This is a genomic window from Variovorax sp. CF079, from assembly GCF_900101545.1.
Lineage (GTDB): Bacteria > Pseudomonadota > Gammaproteobacteria > Burkholderiales > Burkholderiaceae_C > Variovorax.
In genome coordinates, this window is sequence record NZ_FMZU01000030.1 from 1 (window position 1) to 12,943 (window position 12,943).

15 protein-coding genes are annotated in these 12,943 nt (G+C 66.5%); 8 read left to right on the forward strand and 7 right to left on the reverse strand.

Annotation, left to right across the window (positions count from 1 at the left end; genetic code table 11):
• Positions 1 to 314 precede the first annotated feature (314 nt).
• Together BLS74_RS30265 and BLS74_RS30270 are read left to right on the forward strand one after the other, a co-directional pair.
• Positions 315 to 641: a type II toxin-antitoxin system PrlF family antitoxin gene (locus tag BLS74_RS30265; RefSeq protein ID WP_093111276.1), complete on the forward strand. Its 327-nt coding sequence runs from the start codon at positions 315 to 317 to the stop codon at positions 639 to 641.
• Entirely contained in the window at positions 638 to 1,144 is a 507-nt protein-coding gene (locus BLS74_RS30270; protein ID WP_093111161.1) for a type II toxin-antitoxin system YhaV family toxin, read from the forward strand. The genes BLS74_RS30265 and BLS74_RS30270 overlap by 4 nt, the downstream gene beginning before the upstream one ends.
• A gap of 294 nt (positions 1,145 to 1,438) precedes the next feature.
• On the opposite strand, the gene BLS74_RS30275 is transcribed toward BLS74_RS30270, so the two are convergent.
• From BLS74_RS30275 to BLS74_RS30305, 7 genes are all read right to left on the reverse strand, one after another.
• The gene (locus tag BLS74_RS30275) at positions 1,439 to 2,041 is read right to left on the reverse strand and encodes a response regulator transcription factor (protein WP_093111278.1); all 603 of its coding nucleotides are present in this window, start codon (positions 2,039 to 2,041) and stop codon (positions 1,439 to 1,441) included.
• A gap of 63 nt (positions 2,042 to 2,104) precedes the next feature.
• Positions 2,105 to 3,430: a tryptophan--tRNA ligase gene (locus tag BLS74_RS30280; protein ID WP_093111163.1), complete on the reverse strand. Its 1,326-nt coding sequence runs from the start codon at positions 3,428 to 3,430 to the stop codon at positions 2,105 to 2,107.
• Positions 3,431 to 3,440: 10 nt separating this feature from the next.
• Positions 3,441 to 4,112 (reverse strand): site-2 protease family protein, encoded by a 672-nt coding sequence (locus BLS74_RS30285; protein WP_093111280.1) that lies wholly within the window; start codon positions 4,110 to 4,112, stop codon positions 3,441 to 3,443.
• A gap of 36 nt (positions 4,113 to 4,148) precedes the next feature.
• Entirely contained in the window at positions 4,149 to 4,784 is a 636-nt protein-coding gene (locus BLS74_RS30290; protein ID WP_093111282.1) for an L-threonylcarbamoyladenylate synthase, read from the reverse strand.
• A 17-nt stretch (positions 4,785 to 4,801) separates the two neighbouring features.
• Complete coding sequence (locus tag BLS74_RS30295) at positions 4,802 to 5,746, reverse strand: DMT family transporter (RefSeq protein WP_244504086.1); 945 nt, start codon at positions 5,744 to 5,746, stop codon at positions 4,802 to 4,804.
• Positions 5,743 to 6,597: a 3',5'-nucleoside bisphosphate phosphatase gene (locus BLS74_RS30300; RefSeq protein ID WP_093111165.1), complete on the reverse strand. Its 855-nt coding sequence runs from the start codon at positions 6,595 to 6,597 to the stop codon at positions 5,743 to 5,745. The genes BLS74_RS30295 and BLS74_RS30300 overlap by 4 nt, the downstream gene beginning before the upstream one ends.
• 26 nt (positions 6,598 to 6,623) lie before the next feature.
• On the reverse strand, positions 6,624 to 7,652 hold the full coding sequence (locus BLS74_RS30305) for a transporter (RefSeq protein ID WP_093111167.1): 1,029 nt from the start codon (positions 7,650 to 7,652) through the stop codon (positions 6,624 to 6,626).
• A 165-nt stretch (positions 7,653 to 7,817) separates the two neighbouring features.
• Here BLS74_RS30305 and ppk2 point away from each other — a divergent pair, with 165 nt between their 5' ends.
• The 6 genes from ppk2 (at position 7,818) to urtA (ending at position 12,801) form a co-directional block, all read left to right on the forward strand.
• Positions 7,818 to 8,735: a polyphosphate kinase 2 gene (ppk2, locus tag BLS74_RS30310; RefSeq protein WP_093111169.1), complete on the forward strand. Its 918-nt coding sequence runs from the start codon at positions 7,818 to 7,820 to the stop codon at positions 8,733 to 8,735.
• Between the two features lie 64 nt (positions 8,736 to 8,799).
• Positions 8,800 to 9,846, forward strand: a complete 1,047-nt coding sequence (locus BLS74_RS30315; protein ID WP_093111170.1) for an extracellular catalytic domain type 1 short-chain-length polyhydroxyalkanoate depolymerase — start codon at positions 8,800 to 8,802, stop codon at positions 9,844 to 9,846.
• A gap of 4 nt (positions 9,847 to 9,850) precedes the next feature.
• Positions 9,851 to 10,702 carry a lipase family protein gene (locus tag BLS74_RS30320; protein WP_093111172.1) on the forward strand — a complete coding sequence of 284 codons (852 nt, stop codon included), beginning with the start codon at positions 9,851 to 9,853 and terminating at the stop codon, positions 10,700 to 10,702.
• Between the two features lie 51 nt (positions 10,703 to 10,753).
• A complete protein-coding gene (locus BLS74_RS35385; RefSeq protein WP_244504087.1) occupies positions 10,754 to 11,038 on the forward strand; it encodes a winged helix-turn-helix domain-containing protein in 285 nt (94 codons plus the stop codon).
• Between the two features lie 25 nt (positions 11,039 to 11,063).
• The gene (locus BLS74_RS35390; protein WP_244504088.1) at positions 11,064 to 11,381 is read left to right on the forward strand and encodes a nucleotidyltransferase family protein; all 318 of its coding nucleotides are present in this window, start codon (positions 11,064 to 11,066) and stop codon (positions 11,379 to 11,381) included.
• A 148-nt stretch (positions 11,382 to 11,529) separates the two neighbouring features.
• On the forward strand, positions 11,530 to 12,801 hold the full coding sequence (gene urtA / locus BLS74_RS30330) for an urea ABC transporter substrate-binding protein (protein ID WP_093111174.1): 1,272 nt from the start codon (positions 11,530 to 11,532) through the stop codon (positions 12,799 to 12,801).
• Positions 12,802 to 12,943: the final 142 nt, after the last annotated feature.

Below are 12,943 nucleotides of genomic sequence, written 5' to 3' on the forward strand. Positions count from 1 at the left end.
AGCGACCGGATGCGGGCGATTGGACGAAGCCTCTGACTTGAGCGGTGCTGCCCGAAATCGAGTCCTTCGTCGCCGGCGTGGCCGCGACACTACCGTCTTGGCTGGGCGATTTCTTCGCCGATGAGTTCGCGCAGTCCTGTCCTATCCCGCCCGACGCCGACAGGCAGAATGCGGCCATAAGCGGGCGTGCGACGGCACCTCAGAACTCGCGGGACCGGTGAGAGCGGCGAGCAGCGCTGCTGACAATGCAGTGCATTGCCAAGACAATGCAATTGCATTACTATCCGGGGAAGCAAAATTTTCAGGAGGCCGAAATGGCTGCCACCCTCGAAGCTGAAAGCACCCTCACCGACCGCTACCAGACCACAGTGCCCGAGCCAATTCGGCAGGCGTTGCGGTTGGGCAAGCGCGACAAGATCCACTACGAGCTGAAGGATGGTAGCGTCGTGATCAGCCGTGCCGAAGCAGCCGCCGAGGCGGATCCTGTCATGGGCCAGTTCTTGAATTTCCTGGCCAAGGACATCGCTGCCCACCCGGAGCGCGTGAAGGCCGTGGACGCGGGGTTCGTGGAGCGCCTGCGTGGCCTTACCGAAGGCGTCGATGTCGACCTGGATGCTGCGCTGTCGTGTGACGACGAATGACCGAGGCCGCTGAACCGAGGCCTCTGATCATCAACGGCTGGAACATCTTCGCGCACCCGCTCTTCCTGGACCAACTCGAGGAACTCGCGCAAAAGGTGGAGGCGCTGAAGAAGCGCGACTCGAAGGGATGGATGAAGAAGAATGCGGCCAAGCGCCTGGCTGCGGTAACGAAGGTCGCGTTTGAACTGATCCCTCAAGACCCTACGCATCCGCAGTTCCGCCAGGGCGACACCCTGGGAGACGAGTACAAGCATTGGTTCCGTGCCAAGTTCCTGCAGCAGTACCGCCTGTTCTTCCGCTACCACGCCGAGACCAAGACGATCCTGCTGGCCTGGGTGAACGACGAGGACACAAGGCGTGCCTACGAGAGTGATACAGATGCCTACAAGACCTTCCGAAAGATGCTCAAGGATGGCAACCCGCCCGACAGCTGGAATGCGCTGCTGAAGGAGGGACGGGAGCAGATCGAGCGGCTGGCCAAGGTGGCCGCGGCGACGAAGTAGGTCCCGGTGGAGGCGGACAGCGTCTCTGGGTTTGAGGCTGCCATCTCAGCCCGGCAATCGCTGGCCGAGATTGCCTCCCTGGACTGGCGAGGGCCGGGTGAAGAAACTGTCGTCCACAGACGTGAAGGACCGCACGGGCCCTAACCGGCTGTTCCCCTTTGCTCCATTGCGGGCCTACGGCTCTTGCACAAAAAGGAACGACCCCCGGCAGCAAGTGACTCGGAGGTCGTTTGGCGTCTTGGGCTTTGGCGTCAACGCTTTAAGCCAACCCCGAGGGCCACGAGCCCGGTTTTTTTAGGGGTTGCTGGAGAGCAATCCGTTCGTGCGGGCGTGGTGCAGCGCCTGCGTCCGGCTCTTCACGCCGAGGCGCCGGAACAGGCGCCACAGGTGCACTTTCACCGTGTGCTCGCTGATGTCGAGCTCGGTCGCGATGTCGCGGTTGCTCATGCCCTGGTCGAGCATGGCGATCAGCTGGGTCTGGCGCTTCGACAGCTTGCTGTTGGCGGCGGCCACCGGCTCCTCGGCCTCGGTGTCGGCCATCAGGAGGCCGCGCAGCGCGGCGGTGAGTTCCGCGGAACTGGCCGACTTCTCGATGTAGGTGTCGGCGCCGGCCTCGATGCAGGCCTCTTCCATGTCGGCTGCCGGCGAAGCCGAGTAGACCGCGACCGGAACGTCGGGGTAGATCTGCTTCACCGCGATCACGCCTGAAACGCCTGTCACATCGGGCAGTTTCAGGTCGAGGCAGAACAGCCCCGGCGCACCGTGCTGCTTGACGGCGCTGGCCAGCTTGTCGAGCCGTTCCAGCTCCACGATGTTCTCGGCCGGCCGCAGGCGCCGCAGCACCATCACGATGGCGTCGCGCATCAAGGGGTGATCGTCGATGACATAAATACTCATAACTTTTTTCTCACTGTGTGCGCGCTGGCCGGCGGTGCCGGTCGTCATCGCGCGGAATCTTCCCTAGTTCTTCTCGTTTGCAGCCTCGGATGCAAGCGCTTCCAGGGCCTCCGTTGTCGTTCGCATGCCCGCATTGTCGATGGGTTCGAGTTGCGCGGCGATCAGGGTCAGTCCGGCGCCGCGCTGCTCGCGCAGCGTCGCGATCGCCCGGCCCGCCTCCTGCGGCGACGCGAAACCCAGACTTTGTATCAGTTGTGCACCATTCGCGTCGAGCAGCTTGAAATAAAAAAGCCCGTCTTTTTCGCGGTATTGCTTGAAACTCGGCCGCGCGGCCCTGGCTGCCTTGCGGGCCGTGCCCTGGCTCCCGGCCCCCAGATTGCGCAGGCCGACGGCATGGCGCAGCTCGGCCATGAAGGGGCGGGAGAGCGCTCGCGCCTTGTCGGCGCCGGCCAGGAGGATCTTCTCGATCTGCGCCGGGTCATTGAGCAGGGCATCGTAGTGTTCGCGCATCGGCGCGACCTCGCGGTCGATGCGCTCGAACAGGATCTGCTTGGCATCGCCCCAGCCGATGCCGTCGGCGTAGGCTTTGCGCAACGCTTCGGTTTCCTCGCCGTCGGCGAAGGCCTGGTAGATCTGGAACAGCGCCGAGCCCTCGGTATCCTTGGGCTCGCCGGGTGCGCGCGAGTCGGTCACGATGCCGGCAATCAGCTTCTGCAGCTGGGCGCGCGGGGTGAAGAGCGGGATCGTGTTGTCGTAGCTCTTGCTCATCTTGCGGCCGTCGAGGCCCGGCAGCGTGGCCACCGCGTCGTCGATCTCGGCCTCGGGCAGCGTGAAGTGCTCGCCATAGAGATGGTTGAAGCGCTGCGCCATGTCGCGCGCCATCTCGATGTGCTGCACCTGGTCGCGGCCCACCGGCACCTTGTGGGCGTTGAACAACAGGATGTCGGCGCCCATCAGCACCGGGTACATGAAGAGGCCGGCGCTCACGTCGGCGTCCGGGTCCTCGCCGCGCGCGATGTTCTTGTCCATCTGCGCCTTGTAGGCATGGGCGCGGTTCAGCATGCCCTTGCCGGTGACGCAGGTCAGGAGCCAGGTGAGCTCGGGAATCTCGACAATGTCGGACTGGCGGTAGAAGGTGACGCGCTCCGGATCGAGCCCGCAGGCCAGCCAGGTGGCGGCGATCTCGAGGGTCGAGCGCTGGATGCGCGCCGGCTCGTCGACCTTGATCAGCGCGTGGTAGTCGGCCAGGAAGTAGAAGCTCTGCACATGGGCCTGGCGGCTGAAGCGCACCGAATGCCGCACCGAGCCGACGTAGTTGCCCAGATGCGGCGTGCCGCTGGTGGTGATGCCGGTGAGGAAGCGGACGGGAGCGGTGGAGGACGTTGCCATGGGGGAAAACTCAGCGCAGCAGGGCCGTGAGGGGGGAGATCAGCAGGTTGATCGCCTGGTAGCCGAAGCTCATCAGCGGGCGCAGCCACCAGGTGCTGACGATGCCGGCGATGACCAGGCCCATCACGATGAAGAAGCCGTAGGGTTCGATGCGCGCGAGGAACTCCTGCGCGCCGCCGCGCGGCAGGAGGCCGGCCAGCACCCGGCCGCCGTCGAGCGGGGGCAGCGGAAACAGATTGAAGGCCCACATCACGAGATTGACCAGCACGCCGCCTTGGGCCATCTTGATGAAAAAGGTTTCGTCGACGCCCGCGGCGACCAGGCCGACCAGCAAGAGCGCCCACAGGATGGCCTGGATGAAATTCGAGGCCGGCCCCGCCAGCGCCACCCAGATCATGTCGCGCTTCGGATTGCGCAACTGGCCGAAATTGACCGGCACCGGCTTGGCATAGCCGAACAGGAAGGCGCCGGAGGTCGCGAAGTACAGCAGGAGCGGCATCAGGATGGTGCCGATGGGGTCGATGTGCTTGACCGGGTTGAGCGTCACGCGCCCCAGCACGTAGGCCGTGTTGTCGCCGAGGTAGCGTGCCACGTAACCGTGGGCCGCCTCGTGCACCGTGATCGCGAAGACCACGGGCAGTGCGTAGATCAGCACGGTTTGAATCAGGTTTGAAATATCCACCAACCCATTGTCTCAGACCGGCCAGGGAGGCCGGGCTCAAAGGCCGAGCACCGCCAGCGCGCCGCGGCCCTGCCGCACCAGGACCGGATCGCCGCCCATGCCCATCGGCGTGAGGTCGACCACCGTGGTCGGCTCCGAAGGGCAGGCGCCGGCGTCGATCACGGCGCCGATCTGCTTTTCGAAGCGTTCGCGGATCAGCTGCGCATCGTTGAGCGCCTCGGTCTCGCCGGGCGGGATCAGCGTGGTGGCCAGGAGCGGCTCGCCGTGCAGCATGAGCAGTTCACCCAGCACCCTGTGGTCGGGCACGCGCAGGCCGATGGTCTTGCGCTGCGGATGGCTGACGCGCCGCGGCACTTCCTTGGTGGCTTCGAGCAGGAAGGTGTAGGGCCCGGGCGTGGCCGCCTTGAGCAGCCGGTACTGCTTGTTGTCGACCCGCGCATAGGCGGCGAGCTCGCTCAGGTCGCGGCAGATCAGCGTCAGGTGGTGCTTCTCGTCGACCTGGCGGATGCGACGCAGCTGGTCCACCGCATCCTTGTCGTCCAGGTGACAGGCCAGTGCATAGCTCGAATCGGTCGGCACCGCGACGATCTCGCCGCGCGCCAGCAGGGCGGCGGCCTGCTTGAGAAGGCGCTGCTGCGGGTTGTCGGGGTGGAGTTCGAAGTACTGGGCCATGGCCTTGCGCATTCTGCCTAGGATTCGGCCGGCTCGATCGGCACGCGGCGCTCGCGCACCGTGAGCCAGGCGCCGGCCGCGCCGCAGATCGCGATCGTCGCGATGCCGATCAGCGAGAGCCGGTCCGGCACCTGCGAGAACATGAGCCAGCCGCCCAGCATCGCAAAGGCGATCTGCGCGTAGAGGTAGGGCGTGAGGGTGGAGGCTGGCGCGCGCTGGTAGGCCAGGATCAGGATGAAATGGCCGACCGTGCCCATGAAGCCCATCAGGCACAGCAAGGCCCACCAGTGCCAGCCCGGCAGTGCCGCCCACGCGAAGGGCAGGGTGAGGGAGGCGATCAGCGTGCCGACCCAGCCGGTATAGAAGTGCATCGTGAGCGGGTTCTCGGTCTGCGCCAGCTTGCTGGTCAGCACCTGGAACCAGGCGTTGGTGAGCACCAGTCCGATCGGCAGCAGCACGGCCCAGCTGAAGGCTTCGCCACCCGGGCGCAGGATGACCAGCGTGCCGGCGAAGCCGCCCGCCACCAGCGCCCAGCGCAGTGGCGACACCTGTTCCTTGAGCGTGGTCGCGGCCAGGAGCGTGATGACCAGCGGCGCGATCAACACCACCGAGGTGAATTCGGCCAGCGGCATGTAGCGCAGGCTGAGGAAGGCCAGCGTGCTCGACGCGAGCAGCAGGGCGCCGCGCAGCAGCTGGTACTTGGGATGCTGGGTGCGCAGCAGCGCGGGGCCGTGCTTGGGCAGCAGCACGACCGTGGTCGCGACCGCCTGGAAGGCATAGCGGAACCACACGCCCATCAGGATCGGCACGCCGGCGGTCGAGAGCTTGGTGGCGGTGTCCAGCGTTGCGAAGCAGGCGACGGCCAAGAGCACCAGGCCGATGCCGGCCAGGATGCGCTCGGATGCGATGTCGCGCGTGCTCTTCCGGACGGCCAGGCCGCCGCTCGTCGACGGCCCGGTCACTGGATGCGGTGCTCCAGCAGCTCCCACACCGGTGTCAGTTTGCCGGGGAGCCAGGGAAGTTTGCCCAGGTCGCAGTGACTCTCGTCGGGGCTGTGGAAGTCGCTGCCGCGCGAGGCGGCGAAGCCGAACTCCAGCGCCTTGTCGGCGTACTCCTCGTATTCGGCCGGCGAGTGGCTGCCGGTGACGACCTCGATCGCCCGGCCGCCGTGCTCCTTGAATTCGAGGAACAGGGCGTACTCCTCGTTGGCAGTGAACCGGTAGCGGCCGGGGTGCGCGATCACGGCCAGCCCCTTGGCGCCGGTAATCCATCGCACCGCGTCCTTCAGCGTGGCCCAGCGGTGCGGCACGTAGCCGGGCTTGCCTTCGGTGAGGAACTTGCGGAACACCTCGTTGGTGTCGCGGCAGTGGCCCTGCTCGACCAGGAAGCGTGCGAAATGCGTGCGCGAGATGAGCTCGGGATTGCCGACGAACTTGAGCGCACCTTCGTAGGCGCCATGGATGCCGACCTTGGCCAGGCCTTCGGACATCTCCATGGCGCGTTTGCCGCGGCCGCCGCGCGTGTCGTAGAGGCCCTCGGTTATCGCCGCGTCCTCGGGGTCGAAGCCCAGGCCCACGATGTGCACCGTTTCATTGGCGAAAGTGACCGAGATCTCGGTGCCCGTGAGGTACTTCATGCCCTGCTCGCGGGCCGCCGCGGCTGCGCGGTGCTGGCCGCCGATTTCGTCATGGTCGGTCAGGGCCCAGAGTTCGACGCCGTTGGCGGCGGCCCGGGCGGCCAGCTCTTCGGGGGTCAGGGTGCCGTCGGACACCACGGAGTGACAGTGCAGGTCTGCATTGAGGATGGAAGACACGCCACGATCTTATTCTTTTCGTCTTTTCAGCGTTTCTTGCGGAATGCCACCCAGGCCGCGATCGCGGTGAAGCTCAGCACGATCGCCACCACCACCCAGAAGCCGTGCTTGTCCTCGGCCAGCGGGATGCCGCCCACGTTCATGCCGAACAGGCCGGCCAGGATGTTGATCGGCAGCGCCAGCACGGTCACCACCGTCAGCACGAACAGGCTGCGGTTGTTGTCCTCGTTGACGTTGGCCGCGATCTCTTCCTGCAGCAGCTTGATGCGCTCCTGCAGCGCACCCATGTCGCGCAGCACCACCGAGAACTCCTCGGTCGAGCCGCGCAGTTCCTGGGCATCGGCTTCGGCCATCCAGGAGGGCGGGCGCTGCAGCAGCCGGAACAGCGCCGCCGGTTCGGGCGCCAGCAGGCGCTGCAGCCGCACCAGCAGGCGGCGCATCGCGCCGAGCCGGGCGCGCTTGTGGTCGAGTCGGCCGGCCAGGAGTTCGTCCTCGATCGTGTCGATGCGCGCCGTCACGCCGCGCACGATGTTCACCAGCACCTCGGCCTGCGCGCGCAGCAGGTGTTCGAGCAGCTCGGTGGTGGAGCGCGGCGCATCGCCGGCCTTCACCGCCGTGCGCAGCGCGTCGACCGAGCGCAGCGGCTTGGCGCGCGCCGTCACCACCAGGCGCGGGCCGACGCTGATCCACAGGGTGGAGATGTCCGAGGGCTCGAAGCTGAACTCGAAATGCACGTCGTTGATGACCGCGATCAGCGAATCGTCGGCGCGCTCGATGCGGGTCGAATGCAGGCCTTCCTTCAGCGTCTCGAAGAAGGTGTCGGACAGGTCCGCATGCCGCTGCAGCCAGCGCTCGGCCTGCGCGTGGCTCAGGTTGAAGTGCAGCCACAGGAAGGCGCCGGCCGGCGGCTCGGCCTGCTGCAGCCAATCGGCCGCAGCGGCGGAATCGATGGCGCTCGCCGGCTCTTCGGCCGCTGCGTCGAAGAGGTAGCCGCAGATCAGGCCTGCTTCGTCCCCGCCATACGATGCGGTGGCGATATCCCGGGGTGAGGGCAAGGCGGAGCGGTTCAGAACGTCAGAGGGTCGGAAGGCAGGCGAATCCCGCCAATGCTGTGCGTCTCATATGTCAGTATCGTGACGACACGCCGAAAGCGCCTTTTCTGTCACATGTTCGTCATGCAGGCGGGGCAGCATGGTCTTTTCCCCTGATTCGAGCCGACCATGACGCTGCCCAGCACCCTCAGCGACCACAACGACCTGATGGAGCGCATCGCACGCGACCTGGTCGACAGCTACGACGAGGAGTTCGAGCTCGAGATCGAGGATCGCAATCTCGAGGAGCTCGAATCGGGCCGCACCGCCGACAAGGCTGAGCGCCAAGCCTATTTCAAGGAGCTCTTCCGCCTGCAGGGCGAACTGGTCAAGCTGCAGGACTGGGTGCAGCACAGCCGGCAGAAGGTGGTGATCCTGTTCGAGGGCCGCGACGCGGCGGGCAAGGGCGGCGTGATCAAGCGCATCACCCAGCGGCTCAATCCGCGCGTGGCCCGCGTGGCCGCGCTGCCGGCGCCCAACGACCGCGAGCGCACGCAGTGGTACTTCCAGCGCTATGTGGCCCATCTGCCGGCCGCGGGCGAGATCGTGCTGTTCGACCGCAGCTGGTACAACCGCGCCGGCGTCGAGCGCGTGATGGGCTTCTGCACCGACGACGAGTACGAGGAGTTCTTCCGCACCGTCCCGGACTTCGAGCGCATGCTGGTGCGTTCGGGCATCAAGCTCATCAAGTACTGGTTCTCGATCACCGACGAAGAGCAGCACATGCGCTTCCTGGGCCGCATCCACGACCCGCTCAAGCAGTGGAAACTGAGCCCGATGGACCTGGAATCCCGCCGCCGCTGGGAGGAATACACCAAGGCCAAGGAAACCATGCTCGAGCGCACCCATATCGAGGAGGCGCCCTGGTGGGTGGTGCAGGCCGTCGACAAGAAAAAGGCGCGCCTGAACTGCATCAGCCACCTGCTGGGCCAGCTGCCCTATCACGAGGTGCCGCACCCGCCCATCGAACTGCCGGCGCGCGTGCGCAATGCCGACTACCTGCGCCAGCCGGTGCCGGAGTCGATGTACGTGCCCGAGGTGTACTAGCCCAGGCCGGGCGCGGAAGCTGCTAAGGTGTACCGGGCCGGTGAATCCGGCCCACGCATTCACCATGGCCCGTCGTCCCCCGACCTTCGCCGCTTCGGCATTCACGCGCGCCTACCAGCGCAGCCTGAAAGCGCTCACCAATGCCACGCTGCGCAGCGGCACGCGCATCGCGGGCGAGGTGACGCGCGCCGCCGCCAAGCAGCTCAAGCCGCCGCGCGGCCCCGGCGACTGGCTGTCCGGCATGGCCATCGGCCCCGGTGGCGCGCGCCGCTATCACCTGTACCGGCCGCCTGATATCCAGCCCAGTGAACGCCTGCCGCTGCTGGTGATGCTGCACGGCTGCGGGCAGACCGGGCGCGACTTCGCGGTCAGCACGCGCATGAACCTGCTCGCGGCGCGCGAGCGCTTCTTCGTGCTCTACCCCGAGCAGGACCGGCTCGCTCATCCGCAGGGCTGCTGGAACTGGTACGACCGGCGTTCCGGCAAGGCCGACGCGGAAGCCGCGACCCTGATGTCCGCGCTCGACCAGGCCTGCACGCTCTATCCGGTGGACCGCGAGCGTGTCGCCGTGGCTGGCCTCTCCGCCGGCGCCAGCATGGCCGCCTTGCTGGCCACGCGCTACCCGGTGCGCTTCAAGGCGGTAGCCATGCACTCCGGCGTGGCGCCCGGCGCCGCCAGATCGCCGGCCACCGCGCTGGGCGCCATGCGCGGGCGCCACGTGCCGCCCATGCCGGCGACCGCCGTCGGCAAGGCCATGGGCGCCGCCGCCGTCTTCACCACGCTGCCGCCCCTGCTGGTGCTGCACGGCGATGCCGACGTCGTGGTCTCGGCCAGCAATGCGGGCAGCACGGCGGAGGTCTGGGCCACGGCCACCGGCGCCAAGCCCGGCGCGGAGCGTACGCTGCAGCGCGGCAAGCGGCATGCGATGCGCGTGACCGAATTCAAGCGCGGCGGCCGCACCTTCGTGATGCTGTGCGAAGTGGCCGGCCTGGGCCATGCATGGAGCGGCGGGGCGCCGCGGCTGCCCTTCAGCGATGCAGCCGGGCCGAGCGCCACGCGCCTGATCTGGGCCTTCGCGGCCAAGCAGTTCAAGGTGGCCGCGGCGGTCTGAGGCCATGCCCGGCGTTCCGTACGACCCCAGTCGCACCGCGCTCTACTCGCCCGAGCGGCGCGAGACGCTGTTCGAGCCCGGCCAGAGCTACACGCCCGCGCAGTGGGCCGTCGAGTCCGCACGGCTGGCCTACTACCGCGCCGAGACTTCGGAGGCCGAGCGGCTGCGTTTGACCGAGGCGCTGCGCCACGCCGGCTTCGGCGCGCCGAAGCTCATCGCGCACGCCGAGACCCACGGCTTCGCCTTTGCCGCCCTGCATGCCGACGGCAGCGCGCTGCTCGCATTCCGCGGCACGCAGCCCGACGAGATTCGCGATCACGCGACCAACCTGCAGGCGCACCAGGTCGACTGGGCCGAAGCCGGCGGCCGTGTGCACGCGGGCTTCGCGCGTTCGGCGCGCGCCCTGTGGCCCGCGGTGCGCGAGTGGGCGGAAGGCGAGGCCGCCGGCCGCAGCGCCTTGATCGTGACCGGCCACAGCCTCGGCGGCGCGCTCGCGATGCTGATCGCGACCCTTCTGCCCCCGACCCTGCTGGTCACGCTGGGCTCGCCGCGCGTGGGCAACACCGAGTTCGTCGCGGCCCTCGCCGGGATCGAGATCGTGCGCCTGGTCGACGGCTGCGATCTCGTGACGCAGCTGCCGCCTGCCTTCTCGCTCTATGCGCATGCGGGGGCCACCAGCTATATCACCTGCGCCGGCGAGTGCCTGCACAACCCCGACGCCAGCTTCATCGAGGCCGACCGCACCCAGGGCCGCGCCCGCTACGTGATAGACCATGCATGGCGCCGCGGCGCCGTGCTGCTGCGCGACCTGGCGGATCATGCGCCGATCAACTATGCGAGGGCGTTCTTCGCGTGATGCTGGAAAATTCGTTCTCATAATTGCTACAATTGAAGCAAAATTGAGAACATGCCCGGTATTGCCGAATATCTGCTGGGCCAGACACGCTCGCGCGTGTTGGCCGCCCTGTTGCTGCACCCGGAGAAGGCGCTGCACGTACGAGAGCTGGCACGCCTGACAGGCGCATCGGCCGGCTCGCTGCATCGAGAGTTGCGCGGCCTGAGCGACGCCGGGCTGTTACTGCGCAGCGAGGTCGGCCGCCAGGTTCACTACCAGGCGAACACGCAAAGCCCGGTGTTCAATGACCTCGCCGGTTTGCTTCGGAAGACGGCCGGGGTCGCCCGTACTGCGTGACGCACTTTTTCCTCTAGGCGAATCCGTGTCGCTGGCCTTCGTCTACGGTTCGATGGCCTCGGGCACGGAGAGCCCACGCAGCGACCACGACGTGACGGTGCTGGGAAGCGCACGATTCGCGGATGTCGCGTTGGCCTTGACCGAAGCCCAGGCGACATTGGGCCGAGAGGTGAATCCCACGCCCATGAGCGTGGCGGATTTCGCAAGGAAGCTGAAGGAAGGGCAGGGCTTCGCGGTCAACGTCGCCGGCGGCCCCAAGATATGGCTGAAGGGGGAAGAAAATGACTTTGCAGAACTTGTTGAGCATCGCAAGGCTCAAGGCGCACGTCGCCACCGCACTTGAGATGGTGTCCCTGAAGAAGCATCCGAAAAGAAATCATCCGGATCTTCTGCGCCGCTGAGGCCTCGTACGCCACCCGGCGTATTCCCGCTCCGTGACCGATTCCGCAGACTCCTCTCCATCGTTCAAACCACCAGGAGAAGGAGTCTTCATGCAACAACGTCGTTTCACCCTCAAGGCGCTCACCGCCGCCGTGGCGCTTGCCAGCCTGTCCGCCGTGCCGGCCTTCGCGGCCGACACCATCAAGGTCGGCGTGCTGCACTCGCTGTCGGGCACGATGGCGATCTCGGAAACCGTGCTCAAGGACACCGTGCTCATGGCGATCGACGAGATCAACGCCAAGGGCGGCGTGCTCGGCAAGAAGCTCGAGCCCGTGGTGGTCGATCCGGCCTCCAACTGGCCGCTCTTCGCCGAGAAGACCAAGCAGCTGCTCGGCCAGGACAAGGTCTCGGTGATCTTCGGCTGCTGGACCTCGGTGTCGCGCAAGTCGGTGCTGCCGGTGGTCGAGGAAATGAACGGCCTCCTGTTCTACCCCGTGCAGTACGAGGGTGAAGAGCTCAGCAAGAACGTGTTCTATACCGGCGCCGCGCCCAACCAGCAGGCCATTCCCGCGGTCGACTACCTGATGAGCAAGGACGGCGGCGGCGCCAAGCGCTGGGTGCTGCTGGGCACCGACTACGTCTATCCGCGCACCACCAACAAGATCCTGCGCGCCTACCTGAAGAGCAAGGGCGTGAAGGACACCGACATCGACGAGAAGTACACGCCCTTCGGCCACAGCGACTACCAGACCATCGTGGCCGACATCAAGAAGTTTTCTTCCGGCGGCAAGACGGCCGTGGTGTCGACCATCAACGGCGACTCCAACGTGCCCTTCTACAAGGAACTCGGCAACGCCGGCCTGAAGGCCAAGGACGTGCCGGTGGTCGCCTTCTCGGTCGGCGAGGAAGAGCTGCGCGGCGTCGACACCAAGCCGCTGGTCGGCCACCTGGCTGCATGGAACTACTTCATGTCGATCAAGAACCCGACCAACACCGCCTTCATCAAGCAGTGGAGCGACTACGCCAAGGCCAAGAACATCGCCGGCCACAAGGACAAGCCGCTCACCAACGACCCGATGGAAGCCACCTACATCGGCATCCACATGTGGAAGCAGGCGGTCGAGAAGGCCAAGAGCACCGACACCGACAAGGTGATCGCGGCGATGGCCGGCCAGACCTTCACCGCGCCTTCGGGCATCGTCTCGAAGATGGACGAGAAGAACCACCACCTGCACAAGAGCGTGTTCATCGGCGAGATCAAGGCCGACGGCCAGTTCGGCGTGGTGTGGAAGACGCCGGGTCCGGTCAAGGCCAAGCCGTGGAGCCCGTACATCGAGGGCAACGACAAGAAGCCGGACCAGCCGGCAGGGAAATCTTTGTAACACCCTCAGGCTGCGCGCACTTCGTGTCGCTACGCCAACCCCCTTGCAGGGGGCAACACCAGCGGACCGGCGGAGCCGGATCCGCGGTGTTCCTGGAACAGAGAACGCCGTGTACACATTCTTGCGCTCCATCTACTGCTGC